This is a genomic window from Thalassotalea hakodatensis (genome assembly GCF_030295995.1).
GTDB classification, from domain to species: domain Bacteria; phylum Pseudomonadota; class Gammaproteobacteria; order Enterobacterales; family Alteromonadaceae; genus Thalassotalea_C; species Thalassotalea_C hakodatensis.
In genome coordinates this window covers 2,244,679-2,264,881 of record NZ_AP027365.1, presented here as the reverse complement: position 1 = coordinate 2,264,881, position 20,203 = coordinate 2,244,679, and the positions used below count along the sequence as shown (strand labels likewise).

The 20,203-nt window shown below is 38.4% G+C and carries 17 protein-coding genes; 9 read left to right on the top strand and 8 right to left on the bottom strand.

Features of this window, described 5'->3' with window-relative positions; genetic code table 11:
* Positions 1-146 precede the first annotated feature (146 nt).
* The 3 genes from QUE72_RS09940 to asnB form a co-directional block, all read right to left on the bottom strand.
* A complete protein-coding gene (locus tag QUE72_RS09940; protein ID WP_286268761.1) occupies positions 147-1,160 on the bottom strand; it encodes an IS110 family RNA-guided transposase in 1,014 nt (337 codons plus the stop codon).
* 686 nt (positions 1,161-1,846) lie between these two features.
* Positions 1,847-2,632: a hypothetical protein gene (locus QUE72_RS09935; protein ID WP_286268759.1), complete on the bottom strand. Its 786-nt coding sequence runs from the start codon at positions 2,630-2,632 to the stop codon at positions 1,847-1,849.
* A 142-nt stretch (positions 2,633-2,774) separates the two neighbouring features.
* Positions 2,775-4,439, bottom strand: coding sequence for an asparagine synthase B (gene asnB, locus QUE72_RS09930; RefSeq protein WP_286268758.1), 1,665 nt, complete (start codon positions 4,437-4,439; stop codon positions 2,775-2,777).
* 318 nt (positions 4,440-4,757) lie between these two features.
* Here asnB and QUE72_RS09925 point away from each other — a divergent pair, with 318 nt between their 5' ends.
* The 3 genes from QUE72_RS09925 to QUE72_RS09915 all read left to right on the top strand — a co-directional run bounded on the left by QUE72_RS09925 (position 4,758) and on the right by QUE72_RS09915 (position 7,878).
* Entirely contained in the window at positions 4,758-5,990 is a 1,233-nt protein-coding gene (locus QUE72_RS09925; protein WP_286268756.1) for a hypothetical protein, read from the top strand.
* A gap of 97 nt (positions 5,991-6,087) precedes the next feature.
* Complete coding sequence (gene miaE / locus QUE72_RS09920) at positions 6,088-6,660, top strand: tRNA-(ms[2]io[6]A)-hydroxylase (RefSeq protein WP_286268755.1); 573 nt, start codon at positions 6,088-6,090, stop codon at positions 6,658-6,660.
* A gap of 6 nt (positions 6,661-6,666) precedes the next feature.
* Complete coding sequence (locus QUE72_RS09915) at positions 6,667-7,878, top strand: hypothetical protein (RefSeq protein ID WP_286268754.1); 1,212 nt, start codon at positions 6,667-6,669, stop codon at positions 7,876-7,878.
* Positions 7,879-8,012: 134 nt separating this feature from the next.
* Here the strand turns inward: QUE72_RS09915 and QUE72_RS09910 are convergent, their stop codons facing one another.
* From QUE72_RS09910 to ccoN, 4 genes are read right to left on the bottom strand one after another with little or no spacing between them, the layout of a single operon-like run.
* Positions 8,013-9,050: a cbb3-type cytochrome c oxidase N-terminal domain-containing protein gene (locus QUE72_RS09910; protein WP_074499350.1), complete on the bottom strand. Its 1,038-nt coding sequence runs from the start codon at positions 9,048-9,050 to the stop codon at positions 8,013-8,015.
* Entirely contained in the window at positions 9,043-9,222 is a 180-nt protein-coding gene (locus tag QUE72_RS09905) for a cbb3-type cytochrome oxidase subunit 3 (protein WP_286268753.1), read from the bottom strand. The genes QUE72_RS09910 and QUE72_RS09905 overlap by 8 nt, the downstream gene beginning before the upstream one ends.
* Positions 9,223-9,227: 5 nt before the next feature.
* On the bottom strand, positions 9,228-9,872 hold the full coding sequence (ccoO, locus tag QUE72_RS09900; RefSeq protein ID WP_074499352.1) for a cytochrome-c oxidase, cbb3-type subunit II: 645 nt from the start codon (positions 9,870-9,872) through the stop codon (positions 9,228-9,230).
* An 11-nt stretch (positions 9,873-9,883) separates the two neighbouring features.
* A complete protein-coding gene (gene ccoN, locus QUE72_RS09895; RefSeq protein ID WP_286268749.1) occupies positions 9,884-11,308 on the bottom strand; it encodes a cytochrome-c oxidase, cbb3-type subunit I in 1,425 nt (474 codons plus the stop codon).
* 284 nt (positions 11,309-11,592) lie between these two features.
* On the opposite strand from ccoN, the gene QUE72_RS09890 reads away from it, so the two are divergent.
* Entirely contained in the window at positions 11,593-11,991 is a 399-nt protein-coding gene (locus tag QUE72_RS09890) for a hypothetical protein (protein WP_286268747.1), read from the top strand.
* On the opposite strand, the gene QUE72_RS09885 is transcribed toward QUE72_RS09890, so the two are convergent.
* The gene (locus tag QUE72_RS09885) at positions 11,988-12,611 is read right to left on the bottom strand and encodes a LysE family translocator (protein ID WP_286272968.1); all 624 of its coding nucleotides are present in this window, start codon (positions 12,609-12,611) and stop codon (positions 11,988-11,990) included. The genes QUE72_RS09890 and QUE72_RS09885 overlap by 4 nt on opposite strands.
* A 173-nt stretch (positions 12,612-12,784) precedes the next feature.
* On the opposite strand from QUE72_RS09885, the gene QUE72_RS09880 reads away from it, so the two are divergent.
* The 5 genes from QUE72_RS09880 to QUE72_RS09860 all read left to right on the top strand — a co-directional run bounded on the left by QUE72_RS09880 (position 12,785) and on the right by QUE72_RS09860 (position 20,200).
* Complete coding sequence (locus QUE72_RS09880) at positions 12,785-14,200, top strand: efflux transporter outer membrane subunit (protein WP_286268745.1); 1,416 nt, start codon at positions 12,785-12,787, stop codon at positions 14,198-14,200.
* A gap of 5 nt (positions 14,201-14,205) precedes the next feature.
* Positions 14,206-15,483: an efflux RND transporter periplasmic adaptor subunit gene (locus QUE72_RS09875; RefSeq protein WP_286268743.1), complete on the top strand. Its 1,278-nt coding sequence runs from the start codon at positions 14,206-14,208 to the stop codon at positions 15,481-15,483.
* Entirely contained in the window at positions 15,480-18,581 is a 3,102-nt protein-coding gene (locus QUE72_RS09870) for an efflux RND transporter permease subunit (protein ID WP_286268740.1), read from the top strand. Before QUE72_RS09875 ends, QUE72_RS09870 begins: the two co-directional genes overlap by 4 nt.
* 8 nt (positions 18,582-18,589) lie before the next feature.
* Positions 18,590-18,943, top strand: coding sequence for a purine nucleoside phosphoramidase (gene hinT, locus QUE72_RS09865; protein WP_286268739.1), 354 nt, complete (start codon positions 18,590-18,592; stop codon positions 18,941-18,943).
* Between the two features lie 192 nt (positions 18,944-19,135).
* Positions 19,136-20,200 (top strand): sensor histidine kinase, encoded by a 1,065-nt coding sequence (locus QUE72_RS09860; protein ID WP_074499360.1) that lies wholly within the window; start codon positions 19,136-19,138, stop codon positions 20,198-20,200.
* The last annotated feature ends 3 nt before the right edge of the window (positions 20,201-20,203 follow it).

The window sequence follows — 20,203 nt, the reverse complement described above, 5'->3', positions numbered from 1 at the left end:
CTATTACCTTATCAATCTCGACGGCTTCTAACAGCCCTTGGTATTATCAGGTTTTAATAGAGCGGCTCTGAACCGTTTTCCGTCAATATCTATCTTTGCAATTTTTGCTTTTGAATGTTATTCCGTTTTATCTGTGATTGTTTGCTTTAAGCAAACTTATAATCTTCTTCCTTAACAACCATAGCCCATGCCATTCTTGCCATCTTATTGGCTAAGGCCACTACCGCTTTATTAAACGGCAGTCGTTCACGTAGACTACTCGCCCACTGACTCACTTTATCGGTTTTATTCCCTGCTTTTACTAATGCAGCTCTGGCACCGTTAATGAGTTGGGTTCGTAAATAAGTATTCCCTCGTTTACTAATGCCTTTTAAGTTAGGATTATCCCCCGTTGTATGCTGTTTGGCCACTAAACCAAGCCATGCAGCAACATGACGGCCATTTTTAAACGCTTTTCCATCACCAACTGCACTATAAAAAGCCGTTGCGATGATAGCGCCTATCCCTGTCATTGTTTTTAATCTTTCGCATACTTTCTTTGTCTTACTAAGTGTACTTAGCTCTTTGTCTAATGCCTTGATTTGCTCATCGAGTCCAATTAATTCGTCATACAAATTGGATATATGTCTGCGTGATAACACGGTGAGTTTATTCTCTGCATCTTCTAAAATATCAGGTACAGCTTTTCTCACTTGATTTGCCCCTTGAGCGATACTTATACCGTACTCAGCTAATAACCCTCGAGTTTGATTGATTAATGCGGTTCTAAATTTTATTCGTCGTTCTCTGATTCGATGTAAAAGTTGAATATCTTGCTGCTCTACATTTTTTATCGGAACAAAGCGCATATTCACGCGTTGTGATGCTTCAGCTATCGCCTCCGCATCATTAAAGTCATTTTTATTACCTTTTCGATAAGGAACAACATATTGCGGTGCAATGACTTTAACTTCATGACCGTAACTTTTTATAGTTTGCGCCCAGTAATTAGTGGAGCCACAGGCTTCCATAACAACAATCGAAGACTCTAAATTAGCAAAGTACGCTTTAATATTCGCACGTTTCAGCTTTTTCTTTTTGAGCACCTTTCCCATGTTTGATAACCAAACTAAATGAAAAATGTTCTTGGCGATATCTAAACCTATTGTTACTTTATTCATGTGACTCTCTCTACTTTGTTTATGCGAAAACTTACCCCTAACTACTATGGCGCATTATGACGCCGATGGGGAGTGGAGAGAGTCCATTCCATTAATTCGCATAAATATTCGGTCATTCAGCGAGAATTAAACGCTTTAGAGGCACGGCGTTGATTGTAGAGAATGGTTATTCAGGAGAACGTGCTCCTGCGTTATCTAATACCAACTCAATTAAGTATTTAGCCACTTAGCGAGAAATAAAAGGGTTAGAGGCAAGGCATTGATTGCAAAGAATGGTTATTCAGGAGAACGTGCTCCTGTGTTCTCTAATAAGCTACATCCTTGTAGCGTCCTTTTCAAAATCAACAACACAGGCTATGAAGCGTTTAAACTCGTCCTTTGGGAGCGTGTTAGAGGCGCGATAATTGCGCAAAACGTGTTTGATGTAGAACTATACCTGCACACGTTTCGCTTATTCTCCCACCTCTGACATCGCTCTGAACTGACTTAATCTTTATGCGAATTGGTATAAAATAAGTAAAACCATAGAACATCAACGTACTGTGTAAGCTAATAGCTATATTGTTTGAAATTCCACATTTAAATACGTTTGTTGGTGTATTTCTACAAAAATAACACATAAGAATATGTAGTTAGTTGCGCGACGTTGGTAAATAGTGTTACGTCGCGCTTATAGGCTAATTGCTTTACTCATTAGCAGAAGGGATATTTGAACCGGGTGGAATGGTCACTGCTTTTTTATTTTCTAACGATTCAATTCGCTCTATCAACAGCTTAATTTGCATATCAAGTGAGTTAACATTGCTTGCTACTTCAATTTGTTGACTGTTTCTTCCTTGAATGTTTTGTTGAATAGCTGCCATATCATCACTTAGTTGATTGATTTCTTGCTTTAAAGTATTAGCTTGTTGTACTTGTTCAGAAAGTGCATCAACAGTAAATTCTGTAGCCGTTTGTTTTTCTGTAATATTACCAACAGATGCGGCTAACGTATTGACGGTATTTGTTACGTTGTTGTTAGCACTCGCTTGTTTTTTATTTTGTGCGCGTAGTTCTTTTATTTCACTTTGGTTTCTTCGCCATGCAGAAGCCCATAGCTTGTCCATTTCTGCCCAAAGCTTTTCGGTTTTTTCAGAAATAGCTTGTAACTTCGCTTTTAGGGCAACGGTAGACTCGCCCATTTCTTCGCCTGTAGCAGAGAGTTGATCTTCAAGCTGTTGAATACGTTGATCAGCTTCATTAATAGAGGTTTTTAATTGCTTATTTTGTTCAAAAAAATAATAACCTGTACCTGCCAGTGCGAGGTAAATAGCGACGGTAAAAAATATTGACACACCGGATGTTTTACTTGGGGAAGTTACCGTTTTAGTCGGTGTTGTGCTATTTGTATTCGTTGTTTTGGTTGATGACGGCTTAATATGATCATCATCTAACGTAATGTTTGGAATTTCTGGTTCTACGCGATTAGACAAAATAACGCCTTCTTTGTGGTTAACTAAAGTAAACCTCAACTTTAAATCAATTTGTGAGAAGTTTTAATAGTTTTGGGTAAATAAATTCACTAAAAGTATAAAACCGGCAAATATGCCGGTTTTTCATACACACTAGCGACAATTAATAGCTATCGTTGTGAATGTTTTGTACCGCACGGCCCGATGGATCAGCCATTTTGCTAAAGGCTTCATCCCACGCGAGTGCTTGTGGTGTACTACATGCAACCGATTTACCACCAGGTACACATTTTGCCGCCGACTCTAGCGGAAAGTGTTCTTCAAATATTGCCCGATAAAAATAGGCTTCTTTGGTGTCTGGCGTGTTATGAGGAAATTTAAATTTCGCATTAGCAAGTTGTTGATCAGTCACTTGTGACTCAACGTGCTCTTTTAACCCATCAATCCAAGAGTAACCTACACCGTCTGAAAATTGCTCTTTTTGACGCCATAAAATTTCATCAGGTAAATAACCTTCGAAAGAGGCACGTAAAACACCTTTTTCGATTTTACCGTTACCGCACATTTTATCTTCAGGATTAATGCGCATGGCAACATCCATAAAGTTTTTGTCTAAAAAGGGTACTCGCGCTTCAACGCCCCAAGCCGACATAGATTTGTTTGCACGTAAACAGTCGAACATATGCAGCTTGTCTAATTTACGTAGTAACTCCTCATGAAACTCTTGGGCGTTTGGTGCTTTATGGAAGTATAAATAACCGCCAAAAATTTCATCTGCACCCTCGCCAGAGAGTACCATTTTTATGCCCATGGCTTTAATTTTACGTGCCATTAAATACATTGGCGTTGAGGCACGTACTGTGGTTACATCGTACGTTTCTAAGTGGTAAATTACTTCTTTGAGTGCGTCAATACCTTCTTGTTCGGTAAATACCACACTGTGATGGATAGTACCAATGCTATCGGCGACTTTTTGCGCCGCAATTAAATCAGGTGAACCTTCTAATCCGCAGGCAAATGAATGCACTTTTGGCCACCAAGCTTCCGATAAGTCATTTTCTTCGATACGTCTAGCAGCAAACTTCTGCGTAATTGATGAAATTAATGAAGAATCTAGACCACCAGAAAGCAGTACGCCGTATGGCACATCTGTCATTAAGTGACTTTTAACTGATTCTTCAAGCGCTTCTCTTAACTTTGTTTTGCTGGTGAAGTTATCTTTAACTGCTGAATATTCCATCCAGTTTCGTTGATAATATTTAACTAATTTACCATCTTTACTGTCTAGTAGATGTCCAGGTGGAAATTCCTCAACCGTTTTACAAAGTGGCATTAACGCTTTCATTTCTGAAGACACATAAAAATTTCCGTCTTCATCACGGCCGGTATAAAGGGGGATAATCCCAATATGATCGCGAGCAATTAAATAACTATTGTCCTCTGCGTTATATAAGCAAAACGCAAACATTCCTTGTAATTTATCAACGAACTCAGTACCAAACTCTTGATATAGCGGCAAAATAACTTCGCAGTCTGAATGTGTTTTAAAGTGGTAATCTACGGTGAGTCTTTCTTCGAGCGTTTTATGGTTATAAATTTCACCATTTACTGCAAGAACGTGAGATTTGTCTTCATTATATAGTGGTTGAGCACCGTGCTCTGTATCTACGATGGCGAGACGTTCATGCACCAATATAGCATTATCATTGCTATAAACACCTGACCAATCAGGGCCGCGATGACGAAGTAAACGAGAACATTCTATTGCTTTAGGACGAAGGGCATCTGCCCCAGATTTTATTTCTAATATACCAAATATCGAACACATTGAAGCGCTACCTCTTGTATATGTAAACCAAATTGTGAATACAGCGATTGCTTGCTTGCGGAGAAGTTTATTGAGAAAGCTATCTTTGACAGGACAAATACAACAACTGTGCTGAACACTTTGCCATGAATAATTAAAAAAGCAATAGGTGTTTGTAATTTTATTACATTAATTGCAAAGATAGTTCTCGTTAAGAGTGAAACCTAAGTATTGTTATTAAGATAGTTTGTTACGATAAATCGCTTTCCTCATGTCATTTTTATGCTTATTATCGTTAGTAGGCGTTGATAAATTTTATTGCATTATAAAGGGATTAATATGAAAGGCTTCTTAGCAAAATATCTTATGGTTGCGTTATTTTCAGTGAGCCTGCCTTACTCGGTGTTTAGTCAACCTTTATATCAACCACAAAACGAAAAGCCAGATACCTTAGCTAACGCAAAAAATGTTTCGAACAATTCCATCATCGAAAAAAGTGTCGAAGAGCAACGAATTGTTGATGCGAAAACAGCAATGCCTAATGTGTTTAATGTACTTAAATCAAGAGTAGAAACTTTTGAACAACAAATTAAGCAAGCACGTAATGTTACGGCCTTAACGCAAGTTGTCATTCGTCACGCACGTTTATTGTGGCAGGAAGGTGTTACAAGTTTTGAACAAACTAAACGATTTGATGATAGAAGTCTTTATTGGGCTAGGTTATCAATGTCTGCTGCTTTACGTGCTGCTCCGGCTTTTAAAGAAGCACTTTATACACAGCAACAAGCATTAATGTGGAAGTTTGAATTGATTTCTAGAGGTCAGCAAGACATCTCTTTTAATAAAAATAGCGATAAAAAAATGTTAGTGACCGGGTTTGATCCATTTTTTTTAGATCGCAACATTCGTCAAAGTAATCCATCTGGCGTTGCAGCGTTAGCGCTTGATGATTTATTGATCAGTAAAGATGGTATAAGCGTGGAAATTGAAACGTTAATATTACCTGTAAGGTTTGCAGACTTTGATCAAGGCATGGTTGAAGCATTGTTATCTCCTTATTTTAATGAAGTTGATTATATAATAACGGTAAGTATGGGACGTACAGATTTTGATTTAGAACGCTTTCCAGGCCTACGACGTAGCGCACATGCGCCTGATAATCTAAATATGTTTACTGGCGCGACAAAAAAAGATCCAATGCTTCCGTCATTAAATAATCATCACCTAGACGGACCTGAATTTATTGAATTTAGTTTACCCGTCAAAGCGATGTCTAACGCTGCAGGTCCATTTGCAATAAATGATAACCGCAGTGTAACCACAGTGACAGGTCCACTTACGGTTGAGCATATTATGCAATTGCAAAAACGTACTTCAGTAGAAGGTTCAGGAGGTGGTTATCTTTCTAATGAAGTGTCGTATCGAAGCTTATTGTTACGTGATCAATTAAATCCAATGCTAGCGGTAGGGCATATTCATACACCAAGTATAAAAGGGTATGAGCCTCAAAAATCAAAATCTATTATTCAACAACTGAAAAAAATGCTGCAGTTAGCAATAACGGATAAATAAATCACCATTTTAAACGTTCGAAGCTTCTCTACTTGTTGTTCTGTAAAAGCAGGGTAAAATAGCGCGCAATTATCTTTGTACTAACTGTTTGAGCCTTATGTTTGAATTAAAATACCATACCCCATTTGAATGGACAGAAGCTGTGCTAGCAGACTTTGATACCTTTTTACAAGATCACGCAGCGGCAGAAAAAAAAGCGTCAGGAATGGCGGTGTCTATGTTATCTCATTATCCAGATAGAAAGACATTAGTACGTGCCATGACAGACTTAGCGATTGAAGAGTTGATTCACTTTAAGCAAGTGATCAAGCTAATGCAGGCACGTGATATACAACTTGGCAACGATGCGAAAGATGTGTACATCAAAAAAATACGCGGGTTATTTCGTCACGGTCAAGACGTATTCTTCTTAGATAGACTTTTGGTTGCAGGTGTTATTGAAGCGAGAGGTCATGAACGATTCTCTCTTGTTGCTGAAGCGCTTCCTGAAGGGAAAGAAAAAGATTTCTATGTCAGTATTGCTAAATCTGAAGAAAAGCATAAAAATCTCTTTGTAGAGTTAGCCTATGAATATTTTGATAAAGCTGAAGTTGACCAAAGGTTAGAAGAAATTTTGATAGCAGAAGCTGATATTTGTTCACAATTACCCTTTACAGCAGCGTTACATTAATCGCTGATGAACGTAATTGAAAAATATCTTCAGCGGTATGCTGAGCCTGAGGTGATGTTAATCGATAAATTGCCTTCAGGTTTACGTTATCACCACGTAGTGGTAATACCGGCCTATAAAGAGTGTACTGCTTTCTTAACACAATTTAATGAAAGCAGTTTACTTGAACAGGGTTTTTTAGTCATTCTTGTTGTAAATCAACCTGAAACAGATGAAGAGAATAGATTACAATTGGCGCTTCAAACTGCAGCGTTAGCGAGCGGGCCCTTGTTATGGCAAAACCAGAATCTCGCTTTAGTACAACTTGCTGATTCACCTTCAGCAATATTAGTGGTGGACAGATTCACAAAAGGCATTCCAGCAAAACAAGGGGTGGGACTGGCACGAAAAATTGGAGCAGATCTCGCTTGCCAATTAATGCAACAACAGGTGGTGCTTAGTCAATGGATTCATTCAACGGACGCTGACGCAACCTTGCCGACTGATTATTTTTCAGCAGTAAAAAGTTGCAATGAAGACGTGGCCATTGCTACCTATAATTTTACTCATCAATGTGATGATAAGAAGATTTATCAGGCAAATGCGCTATATGAACAAGCAATGCGTTACTACGTAGCAGGATTAACATATGCCAACTCCCCTTATAATTTTTATACTATAGGTAGCTTACTTGCGTTTAAAGCTCAACACTACGCCCAAGTTCGGGGTTTTCCTAAACGAAGTGCAGGTGAAGACTTTTATCTGATCAATAAACTTGCCAAACTTGGTAAGGTCTATTTTATTGAGCACAGTACGGTTATTTTAAAGGCGCGGCTTTCCGATAGAGTACCTTTTGGTACAGGGCCTGCGGTTGAAAAGATAATCACTAAAGCCGAACAAGGATTAGGATACTATTATTATCATCCGGCCATTTTTGATAATTTGAAAAATGTGTTAGATAACGTAGATACGCTATTTGAATTAAGATTTTCTTTAAACATATGGCTCGAACAATTATCAACGAAGAGTAAACATGCATTAATTGCTATCGGATTTACAAAGTTTGTTGAACAGCATTTAAGTGCTAAAAAAATACAGTTTGAGAAGCAATTTATCGTTTGGTTTGATGCCTTTAAAACGTTAAAGTTTATTCATCATATACGTGATAATGATGTTGAGAATATTTTGTTATCTTCTGCAATAGAGCAAGCATGCTTTATGCAATTAAGCGAGAATTAAAGGGGTCAGGTACATTTAAAGTTTTCTTATATATCCTGTAATCATAATCCTATCAAACAAGATGAAGTACAAAAAAGGTATAAAAAAACCCCTTTCAAATGAAAGAGGTTTTTAGAAACGTACTTATTTAGCTGTTATTCATGTGAAAGACTGTAAACATAAGCGCTAATAACATGTACTTTTTTCTCACCTAAGATATCTTTCCAAGCGGGCATTACACCAGCACGTCCGTGACGAATAGACTCTTGAATACCACGCTCTGAACTTGTATAAAGCCAAATGTTATCATTTAATCTAGGCGCGCCAAGGGCAATACCCATTGCTTCACTACCTTGACCTTCAGCCCCATGACAAGCTGCACACATAACAAATTTTTCTTTACCAGATTCAATGTTACCTTGCTTAGCTTCACGTCCGCTTAAGCTCAGCACATAGGCAGCTACATCCTTAACACCTTGTTCACCACCTAACATGGTTTCCCAAGCGATCATACCTTGTGCTTTACGGCCTTCCATAATGCTGTGTTTAATGTCAGCAGGAGTGCCTCCGTATAACCAATCTTTATCAACAAGATTAGGGAAACCGGTAGTACCGCGAGCATCAGAACCATGACACTGCGAACAGTTTTGCAAGAATAAACGTTTACCTACTTCAATCGCTTCTTTTCGTTGTAGCAATTGCTCTTGGGCTGGTGTTAGTTCTTGGTCAAGATCAAAATCAATTTCTTGATGTTTAGCACTCGCAATTTCTTCAATACTAAATGTTGCAAATTTATCGAAGATAGGGCCAAACCTTTGTTCTGCCGCTTTCATTTCCATATCGTATTCAACGATAAGTCCTTTTTCTCTAGCTTCGGCGGCTTGTTGTTTTGAGTCTTCCATGCTCACAATGCCTTGATTAGAGCTTGTCCAACCAAATAAGCCTTTAAAATTACCTAACCCTGGATACATTAATAAATAGCCAAAGCCCCAAATAATGGTGACCAAGAAAAATGTGCTCCACCATTTGGGTAAGGGGTTATTTAATTCTTCTATACCGTCGAAATCATGGCCAGTTGACTCGCCCTCAGGGACACCAACAAAGTTCTTTAAACACCAACGTAGTAGGAGAAAACAACCTACTAACGTTCCAAGTGTGAGAACAGTTATCCAAATACTCCAGAAACTAGACATTATTATTAGTCTCCTGTTTGTTATTTTCTTTTTTGTGTTCTTCTTCAAAAATAGAATTAGCAGCTTTGTCAAACGTTGACTTGCGCTTCTTGTTATATGACCAGATCACAATGATGATAAATAAAGCTAATATTAATAAAGCTATTACGCCTCTAAGCGTTCCATAATCCATGACGATTACTTCAATGCGTGACCAAGAGATTGTAAGTAAGCAATTAAGGCATCCATTTCAGTTTTGCCTTTTACTGCTAACTTAGCATTCTTGATATCTTCAGCTGAATATAATGGAATTGGATTACCATCTTCATCTTTATGGCTTCTATTTCTTGTTAAGAAATTAAACGTTTCCAATTTCTTTGCCGTTAAGTTGCCATCAAGTGTATTTTCGGCTAACCAAGGGAAGCCTGGCATATTAGATTCTGGTACCACTGAACGAGGATCGATCAAGTGCGCACGATGCCAGTCATCACTATATCGACCACCCACACGTGCTAGATCAGGACCAGTACGCTTAGAACCCCATAAAAATGGATGCTCCCATACATGCTCACCCGCAACAGAATAATGACCATAACGCTCTGTTTCCGCACGGAAAGGGCGGATCATTTGGCTATGACATACGTTACAACTTTCGCGGATATAGATGTCTCGTCCTTCGAGTTCTAATGCCGTATATGGACGTAAATTTTCTACTGGTTGCGTTGTTTCTTTTTGAAAGAAAAGTGGTGTTATTTCTACAAGACCACCAATGCTAATAGCGAAAATAGTAAAGATAAAGAACAAGCCTACACTTTTTTCGACTTTTTCATGTTTATTTTTCATGTTCAGCCCCCTTATACTTGTTCAACACGCCTAAGACCATTGTCTTCTGCGTAAATGGTTTTGAACATGTTGTAAGCCATTAATATAAAACCAGCTACAACTAAAACACCGCCTAAGAAACGGATAATATAGAAAGGGTATGAAGCGGTTAAGCTTTCTACAAAACTATACGTTAACGTACCGTCTGTATTGACAGCACGCCACATTAACCCTTGCATAACACCCGAAATCCACATTGCAACGATGTACAGAACTACACCTGCGGTGTGCATCCAAAAATGTACATTGATTAACTTAATGCTATACATACGGCCTTGGTTAAATAACACAGGGATCAAGTGATACATTGCACCAATTGAAATCATGGCAACCCAACCTAATGCACCTGAATGAACGTGTCCGATAGTCCAGTCAGTGTAATGTGATAATGCGTTTACTGATTTAATTGCCATCATAGGGCCTTCAAAAGTTGACATGCCATAGAAAGATAATGAAACAATTAAGAAGCGCAAAATTGGGTCGTAACGTAATTTATGCCAAGCACCTGAAAGGGTCATAATACCGTTGATCATACCGCCCCAAGATGGAAGGAATAGAACAATAGACATTACCATACCAACACTTTGCGCCCAGTCAGGTAATGCAGTGTAATGTAGATGGTGAGGGCCAGCCCAGATATAAAGTGATACTAATGCCCAAAAGTGAACAATAGAGAGGCGATAAGAGTAAATTGGACGTTCAGCTTGTTTAGGCACAAAGTAATACATCATCCCTAAGAAGCCAGCTGTTAATAAGAAACCTACTGCATTATGACCATACCACCACTGCATCATGGCATCGATAGCACCAGAGTAGATTGAATACGACTTCATCATCGATACCGGTATAACCATACTGTTACCAATGTGTAAAACAGCTACGGTAAGAATAAAACCGCCGAAGAACCAGTTAGCCACATAGATATGTGAAGTTTTTCTTTTTATTAATGTACCAAAAAAAACAATGATGTAAGACACCCACACGACCGCGATCAAAATATCGATTGGCCATTCTAATTCAGCATATTCTTTACTAGAAGTATAACCAAGGGGCAAGGTGATTACCGCGAGCACGATAACGAGTTGCCAGCCCCAGAAGGTAAATGCCGCAAGGGAGCCGCCAAAAAGGCTGGTTTTACACGTTCTTTGTACAACAAAATATGAAGTCGCAAATAACGCACTGGTACCAAAAGCAAAAATTACCGCATTGGTGTGAAGAGGACGTAATCGGGAATAGGTTAACCAAGGAGTATCAAAGTTTAACGCAGGCCATATGAGCTGCGCAGCAATAATAACACCAAGTAAAGTACCTACAATACCCCAAATTACAGTCATTACAGTAAACTGACGTACAACATTGTAGTTATAGTCAACTGCTGACGAATCATTTTGAGTCATGGTATGGTTTCCGCAGTTATAATTATAAAATAGTTTCAAATTGAAGAGTGATTTATAGTAATAGTTATAGCCTAAAAATTACTTAATCACACAGCGAGTCTTAAACCCGCGCGAATAATAGACATTTAGCACCAAAAAGTCACCTGTAGATAAGAGAAAATTTGTTTTAAATCAAAAAAAATCGTTAAAGTGTTTAATTTGTCAGCAATTCCCTGTAAATTCCACATTTTTAAAGACTTACCCTGAATAAAATGTACCGAAATTTTTTCTTAACTTTTCTTTTTTTGATGCTAATAAGCTGTACAGATCATAAACCTGAAAAGACAATAAATCCAATTTGTATCGATGGGCAAAGTGCTTGCGTTGTTGAGGTTTTAAACAACCAAGTTGATCTAAAGTTCAATCGACAAAGGTTAGTCGCAGAAACGCCTTTTATTATGCGAGTTGATTCAAGCAATAATAGCGAAATCATTAAAGTTACGGGCTATATGGAAGGAGAAAATATGTACATGGGTAAAATACCGTTAATGTTTAACGCTGATAAAGAAGGGTACTATGAAGCGCAAGGATTTGTTGGTAGTTGTGGTAATACAGGTATGCAGTGGCGTATATGGATAACAGTGACCAATAATGCTGAACAGTCTGAAACGTTTTCTATCACAGTACCTAGTTATTTGCGTTAACTCATTACTAGCCATATCGCGACAAAAAACATCAGTAACGCAGAAGTTTTATTGAGTATTTTTACATTTTCATGTTTAGCTAATAGCAGAGAAAGCCCTTTACCACCGTTGGCATAAATAAACATGCAAACAAACTCACAAATAAGAATAATAGTAACCAAAACAAATAATTGAGGTGGTAACGCGTAACTTTTTTTGATAAAGGGGGGTAATAAAGAAACCATAAATGCCCAACCTTTAGGGTTAGCGATGGCGGTGAAAAAGCCTTGTTTGAATAACGCGCTGATATCTGTCTGCTGAGACGTTGATACTTTACCATGTAAAGATAGCGTACCTTTACTACGCCACATTTGAATTGCTAGGTAACTTAAATAACAAGCCCCGATAACCTTGAACAGCAAGAATAATAAAGGGCTACTTAACATTAAGGTTGCCACGCCTAACACAGCAGAAATTGCTACAATAGCAACACCTAATAACTCACCATACATCATCCAACAGGTTTTTCTCACGCCAATACTCATGCCTAAACTGAGTGCTAGTGTCATGCACATGCCAGGCGTTAAACTGATCAAGAAGAAGGTCGATATAAAAAGAAGTATTGTTGAGAGATCCATAATGTCGCTTTAAAAGTAAAATTAAGTGTTATTTATCGTGATTTTTTGTCGTTTTATCGATGCTTGAGTTGTTATACGTAAAGCTATGTAAATACCATTGTGAGTTTATAATGGGTTAAGTAACATATTTAATAACAAAAAGTTTTTAATTAATTTGTATATATAGCGAAACAATAATGATTTTAGCTAAACCTTCAAACATCATAAGTTTAATTGTCAGCAGTGTATTATTTGCAGGGTGCAGCGCACCTTCAGCCATACACGAAAACACCCAAAACTTTACTGCGCCCGAAAAATGGCTTAGTGCCATGAGTGAGCAACAAACCCCTATTGTCAATAATTGGGTGAATAGCTTTCAAGATGAAACTTTGCTTACATTGATAGAACAGGCATTGAATAATAACCAAGAATATAAAAGTAATTATTATTCACTCTTGTTGGCAGAACAGCAAGTAACAATTGCAGGGGCAACTTTATTACCTGAATTAAGCTTAACCGCCGAGCAATCACGCAGAAAAACAACCAGTAATACCACGCAATCTTATAATAATACCGCTGATATTTCTTTACAGTTAAGCTATGAAATTGATTTATGGGGTAAATTATCAGCTCAGCAACGCCAAGCAAACTTGCAATACGCTGCAGCGAAAGCGCAACTAGAGCAACAGCGTTTGACATTAATCACTGAAGTAGCGAGTACGTGGTTTTCATTAGCAGAAGCTAATCAATTGCTTTCTCTGTATCAGGAGCGGGCAAAAAATTTATCTGATAACTTAGATATGATGGAGCGTTCATATCGATTAGGATTAAATCAAGCACTTGATGTCTATTTAGCTAAAAATGATGTCAGTAGCCAACTTGCTCGCGTAGCGGATCAACAACAACAAGTACGACAAATTCAACGACAACTATTTTTATTATTAGGATCGCCAGAGCAACCTATTGGCTTTAACACTCAAGAGTTACCAGTGTTGAACGAAAATATTGCAGTTGGAACTCCTTCAGAAATACTAGCTCGCCGACCTGATCTAAAAAGTAGTTGGTATGACTTACTTGCTGCAGATGCAGGTTTAGCCATTGCACACAAACAACGTTTTCCAAGCATTCAATTGCGTGCAAATATTGGTGATAGTGCCGATGATATCGGTAACTTATTAAGTGGGGACCCTTTAGCTTGGTCATTAATTGGTAGCTTAACTGCACCGATCTTTAATGCGGGTAAATTAGCGGCACAAGAAGAAATTTCTCGCATCACGGTTAAGCAAAAAGAACAACAATATTTGCAAAGCTTACACGCAAGTTTTGTTGAAGTTGAGAATGCTTTAAGCAATAGGCAAGCGCTTCAAGAAAGATATAGCCAATTTAATCAGTCGTTAGAAAATACCTTAGCGGCACAAAAGCTCGCCTTCGATCAATATATGAAGGGCTTAGTAACATATTCAACGGTACTTGAAGCACAACGACGAGCCTTTGATACCCAAACACAGCTAATACAGCTAACCAATCAAATATTACAAAATAAAATAACATTACATGCAGCCCTTGGTGGAAATACCAGTGAGTTGGCCAATGGTTTATGGAGCGATGAGTAACTACTATGAAAAAGCTTAAATTAACGTTTATTCTTCCTTTAATTGTGATTATCGCGTGTGTCGTAATCGCAATGTTTATTATCGGTAATCCACCACAGAGTAAAAGACAAGCACCAAAGCGTGTAGCGCAATTAGATGTAGATGTAAAAACCATCAATCCAACGAGCTTTACAGTCATTATTGAAAGTTATGGAACGGTAAAACCAAGAACGCAAAGCATTCTATATCCTCAAGTATCAGGCCAAATCGTGAGTATTTCTGAAAAGTTTCAAGCGGGTGGCTTCTTTGAAAAAGGAGATGAACTTGTTCGTCTTGATGACCGTGACTTAAAGGCAGAAGTTGCGATAGCGAAATCAAATTTATTGAACGCTCGTCAAACATATAGTGAAGAACAAGCAAGAGTAGAACAGGCTAAACAAGACTGGACGCGATTAGGTAATAACGAACAAGCGCCAGATCTTGTGATGAGAAAACCACAAATTCAAGCGGCGAAAGCAAATGTTGAATCAGCACAAGCAAGTTTGCATAAAGCTGAACTTGCATTAGAACGAACACGTATTATTGCACCTTTCTCTGGCAGAATATTGAGCAAAAATGTCGATGTGGGTCAGTTGGTATCTACAGGAACACAATTGGCTGAAATTTATGCGATTGATTATGTTGAAATTCGTTTACCGCTTAAAAATAAAGATTTACCTTATATCGATTTACCTGAAAATACGCGTTTATCACAAGCACAGGTGCAACCTGAGGTACGCTTTGAGTCTAGCTTGGTAAAGGAGCAATTTTGGCAAGGTAAGGTAGTACGCACAGAGGGCGCCTATGATGTTAACTCTCAGCAATTATATGTTGTAGCACAAATTACAGACCCTTATGGTGTTGAAGTTAACAATGGCATGCCGATAAAAATCGGTCAGTATGTTAGTGCTGAAATTACCGGTAAAACCGTTGAAGGTGCTATCACGATTCCGAACAGAGCTATTTACCAAGGAAGTTACGTCTATGTTGTTGAAGATAATGTGTTAATTCGTAAAGAAATCACCACGACATGGCAGAACGACAAGGTTGCTATTATTGATCAAGGTCTCGTTGAAGGTGATTTGCTTGTATTAACGCCGTTAGGTCAAGTCACTTCGGGTACACGTGTGGCGATAAACGAGCGTGATGGGCAAATTGCCAACAGCAATGATAAGCCTAAGCGAACGATGAAAAAAGACGGTAAAAAAGGCAATAAGTTAACTAACCAAGCTGCTCGCAAGCAACCTCAAGGAGGTGAGCTATGATCGCTTGGTTTGCTCGAAATCATGTAGCCGCTAATTTGTTGATGATCACCATCTTAATGATGGGTGTGATGTCAATAAAAAGTAATATTCCACTCGAAGTATTTCCTTCATTTGAATCAGACGTTGTCAACGTTTCAGTAAGTTTACGTGGAGCAACACCTGAAGATGTTGAAAAAGGGGTTGCGATCAGAATTGAAGAAGCTGTAGAAGACCTTGAAGGTATTGAAAAAATCAGCAGCACCTCAACTGAAGGCTCTGCAAGGGTGCGTATTGAAGCGGATTCTGGCTACGATGCACGAGAGCTTCTAAATGATGTTAAAAGCCGCGTTGATGCGATTAACACATTCCCTGGGGAAGCTGAAAAACCTGTCATTTCGTTACTACAACGTAAAAGAGAAGTTATTGCAGTCACTGTTGCTTCTGATTATAGCGAAAAAGAGATCAGAACCTTTGCGGAACAAGTGCGCGATGATTTATTAACGTTACCAGAAATTACACAAGTGTCGTTAGATGCGGTGCGTGACTATGAAATTAATATTGAAGTGAGCCAACAAAAATTACGTCAATATCAAATAAGCATTACTGATATTGCAACTGCTGTTCAAAACAGTTCATCTGATATGTCCGCAGGGAACATTCGTACTGATGGTGGTGATGTATTAGTGCGAAGTAAAGGGCAAGCATATCGCAAAGATGAATTTGAACAGATTGTGATCAAAACCAATGCTGATGGTTCTATTATTCATGTAAGTGATGTTGCTACCGTTAATGATGGTTTTGAAGAAACACCTATGCGTGCTAGGTTCAATGGTAAGCAAGGTGCGATGATTGAAGTTTATCGTATAGGTGATCAGAACGCGATAGATGTTGCTGATGCTGTAAAAGCATATATTGAAGATCGTCAATCTACCTTGCCCAAAGGGTTCGAACTTAGTTATTGGGATGATGACTCTGAAATCGTAAAGAGCCGCTTAAATACGCTTATCAGTAATGCACTACAAGGTGGCTTCCTCGTATTGATTTTATTGACATTATTTTTACGTCCAACCATTGCTTTTTGGGTATTTATTGGTATCCCTGTCAGTTTTATGGGCGCATTTATCATGATGCCGGTATTTGATATCTCAATTAATATTATGAGTTTATTTGGTTTTATATTAGTGCTGGGGATCGTGGTTGATGATGCCATAGTCACCGGTGAAAATATTTACCGGCATTCCCAAACGGCATCAAGTGGCTTAGAAGCTGCGGTAAAAGGCACTGAAGAGGTGGCTACTCCAGTTACCTTTGGTATTTTAACAACCGTTGCAGCATTTTTACCTTTAGCGTTTATTGACGGCATGCGCGGTGCGATTTTCGCACAAATTCCTGTCGTTGTGATACCGGTTTTATTGTTTTCCCTTATTGAGTCAAAGTTTGTTTTACCGTCGCATTTAAAACATTTAAAAATTCGTAATAAAGATACCGATAATTCGACCGGATCACGTTTTAGTCGTTGGCAGCAAAATTTTGCTGATGGCTTTGAAGGCGCAATTATTCGCTACTATAAACCCATTCTGGCGATTGCAACAAAGCATCGTCTAACTACGCTAAGTTTATTCATTGGGGTGTTCTTCATTATCATCGCATTTATTATGTCAGGCTGGACAAAGTTTGTCTTTTTCCCTCGTATAGCCAGTGAAACAGCTCGTGCAAACTTAACGATGCCAGTTGGAACTAATTATGACGTGGTAGATAGCTACGTCGTTAAAATGGCAAATGCAGCGAGAGAATTACAAGATAAATATCGTGATGAGAATGGCACCAGTATTATTTTAAATGTATTGGCTATCACACGTAACGAACAAGGACGTGTACGCTTTGAAATTACCCCCGCAGATGAAAATCATTCTGGTGTAGGTACCAGACAACTTGTGAATGAATGGCGAGAATTAATTGGAAAAGTGCCTGGTGCTGAAAGCTTAACCTTTAGAGCCGAAATAGGCCGTGGTGGTGATCCTATTGATATTCAATTAGCAGCTAATGATTTAGACACATTAAAAGAAGTGTCAGAACAAGTAAAAGAGCGGCTAAGAACCTATCCTACAGCATTTGAAATTTCAGATAGCTTGTCTAATGGTAAGCAAGAACTTGAGATTGAATTGACCGAACAGGGTCATGCATTGGGAATTTCCCGCACCACTATTACTCGTCAGGTTAGGAATGCATTCTTTGGTGCACAAATCCAGCGCATACAACGCGGAAGAGATGACGTCAGAGTGATGATCAAATTTCCACTATCTGAACGGCAGTCGGTTGCCAACTTAAATGAAATGCTGATTGCAACACCAAGCGGAGGGCAAGTTCCTTTGTCTCATGTTGCCACACTAAAAGCCGGTAAAAGTCCGTCTGCCATCAACCGTATAGATCGATATAGAACAGTGAATGTTACTGCAGATGTTGATAAAGAAAGTACCAATATGACGGTGCTAAATAATGATTTAAGGCCTTTTATGGAATCATTAGTGACTAAATATCCTGGGGTCTCGTTTACTATGGAAGGCGAAGCTAGAGAGCAAAGTGATTCATTCAGTAGCTTACAATTAGGTTTAACTTTTGTGTTTTTCATTATTTACTGCTTATTGGCAATCCCATTTAAGTCGTACATACAACCATTAATCGTAATGTCTGTGATACCGTTTGGTGCAATTGGCGCGGTTATTGGGCACTGGATCATGGGAATGGATCTCACAATAATGAGTTTACTCGGTATTATGGCGTTGATTGGCGTCGTGGTTAACGATAGCTTAGTACTCGTTGATTTTATTAATAAACGCCGTGCAGAAGGTATTGCTTTAATGGAAGCAGTATTAACAGCAGGACAATCAAGGTTCAGACCCGTAATGTTAACATCGTTAACGACGTTTATAGGTTTAATGCCACTATTATTTGAAAAAGCGACACAAGCGCAGTTCTTGATCCCAATGGCGGTATCGCTCGGTTTTGGTATTATTTTCGCCACGTTTATTACGCTAATTTTAATACCAGTTAACTATTTACTGGTAGAAGATGTCAAAAGGTTTGCTAAAATGACAAAAGCAAAACTTACCACTGCATAAGGTTTACTATGGCTGAAGAAACAATATTTTCAAAAATTGTTCGTCAAGAGATCCCAACGGATCTTTTATATCAAGATGAATTAGTGACGGCGTTTCGGGACATCTCACCGCAAGCAAGCACGCATATCTTGATCATACCGAATAAATTGATCCCAACGGTTAATGATATCGAAGTAGACGATGAGTTAATTATGGGACGCCTATTTACTGTCGCGAAAAAGTTAGCGAAAGAAGAAGGCATTGCAGAAGACGGTTTTCGTTTGATCATGAATTGTAATCAACATGGTGGACAAGAAGTTTATCACATTCATCTTCACTTACTTGGCGGGCAACCACTGGGTAAAATGTTATCGTTGCCTTAATCGTTAGAAGGCGGTATTCGCCGCCTTTTAAATTCCCTGTCAATCACGAAAGACAACAGACCTTAATAACCGCAAAGTTTGCCAAGCAAACGTAAAATGAGATAAGTCGTACATTTGTCACGACTAGCGGTAATGCGCCATGCCACTACGTCCATCATAATGATAAGTAACGGAGAAAAATAGGTTGTTTTTGTGAATTGGACGAAGTTAATAGAAGATAGAAACCGTTTATTTTGGTTAATGCACACTGCGGGCTGGTTTGGCTTTGCGCTTGTTCATTACCTTGGGTCATTATTGCACGATCTACGTGATATATTTACGGTGATTATCTTATTAAATGCCTATGCTGGTTGGTTGTTTACCATTCCGCTGCGTTATGTATATCGTAAAATATGGAACTTCACCCCGTTAAAAATAGCCTTGTATGTTCTGGCATGCTCATACATTACCGGCCTAATTTGGCAAGTAGTGCAAAATATTAACTATTGGGAAATTTATAAGCACGGTTATCGCCCTGATAATTTGATTTATTACGCAAGAAATACCACGTTTTCATTCTTTATTGTACTGAGTTGGAGCTTACTGTATTTCGGGACTAAATATTATCAAATGCTGCAAAAAGAAAAACAAAACGTGCTAAAAGCCAATACTGTTGCGCATGAAGCGCAATTAAAAATGCTTAGATATCAGTTAAACCCACATTTTTTGTTTAATACTTTAAATGCCATTTCTACCTTAATTTTAGTGAATGAAAATAATACCGCTAATAAAATGGTTACCAAACTGAGCGAATTTTTACGATATTCACTTGATAAAGATCCCATGAAGAAAGTAACGCTTGAAAGCGAGTTGCAAGCATTAAAGTTATATCTTGATATTGAAAAGGTACGGTTTGAAGAGCGGTTACAGGTTAATTTTACAGTCGATGCAAATTGTCAAAAAGCATTGGTGCCGAGCATGATCCTTCAACCGTTAGCTGAAAATTCAATTAAGCACGCTATTGCCGTACAAGAACAAGGTGGCGCGATAAATGTTAATGTGTCCAGTTTTGGTAATGATCTATTACTTGAGTTATCTGATAATGGTCCTGGCGCTGAAATATCAAATGGTAATTTATATCGAGAAAATGGAGTAGGGCTTGCCAATACAAGAGAGCGCTTACAAGCGCTTTATGATGTGAATTTTTCACTTGTTGTATCCAATAATACGCCAAATGGTGTTAAAGTGAACATCAGAATGCCATACGAAGTTGGGTAAATT

What these genes read in the sequence shown, in the direction of transcription:
- QUE72_RS09940 (WP_286268761.1), bottom strand. Translation starts at nt 1,160, where the DNA reads ATGAATAAAGTAACAATAGGTTTAGATATCGCCAAGAACATTTTTCAT.
- asnB (WP_286268758.1), bottom strand. Translation starts at nt 4,439, where the DNA reads ATGTGTTCGATATTTGGTATATTAGAAATAAAATCTGGGGCAGATGCC.
- QUE72_RS09925 (WP_286268756.1), top strand. Translation starts at nt 4,758, where the DNA reads ATGAAAGGCTTCTTAGCAAAATATCTTATGGTTGCGTTATTTTCAGTG.
- miaE (WP_286268755.1), top strand. Translation starts at nt 6,088, where the DNA reads ATGTTTGAATTAAAATACCATACCCCATTTGAATGGACAGAAGCTGTG.
- QUE72_RS09915 (WP_286268754.1), top strand. Translation starts at nt 6,667, where the DNA reads ATGAACGTAATTGAAAAATATCTTCAGCGGTATGCTGAGCCTGAGGTG.
- QUE72_RS09910 (WP_074499350.1), bottom strand. Translation starts at nt 9,050, where the DNA reads ATGTCTAGTTTCTGGAGTATTTGGATAACTGTTCTCACACTTGGAACG.
- QUE72_RS09905 (WP_286268753.1), bottom strand. Translation starts at nt 9,222, where the DNA reads ATGGATTATGGAACGCTTAGAGGCGTAATAGCTTTATTAATATTAGCT.
- ccoO (WP_074499352.1), bottom strand. Translation starts at nt 9,872, where the DNA reads ATGAAAAATAAACATGAAAAAGTCGAAAAAAGTGTAGGCTTGTTCTTT.
- ccoN (WP_286268749.1), bottom strand. Translation starts at nt 11,308, where the DNA reads ATGACTCAAAATGATTCGTCAGCAGTTGACTATAACTACAATGTTGTA.
- QUE72_RS09880 (WP_286268745.1), top strand. Translation starts at nt 12,785, where the DNA reads ATGATTTTAGCTAAACCTTCAAACATCATAAGTTTAATTGTCAGCAGT.
- QUE72_RS09875 (WP_286268743.1), top strand. Translation starts at nt 14,206, where the DNA reads ATGAAAAAGCTTAAATTAACGTTTATTCTTCCTTTAATTGTGATTATC.
- QUE72_RS09870 (WP_286268740.1), top strand. Translation starts at nt 15,480, where the DNA reads ATGATCGCTTGGTTTGCTCGAAATCATGTAGCCGCTAATTTGTTGATG.
- hinT (WP_286268739.1), top strand. Translation starts at nt 18,590, where the DNA reads ATGGCTGAAGAAACAATATTTTCAAAAATTGTTCGTCAAGAGATCCCA.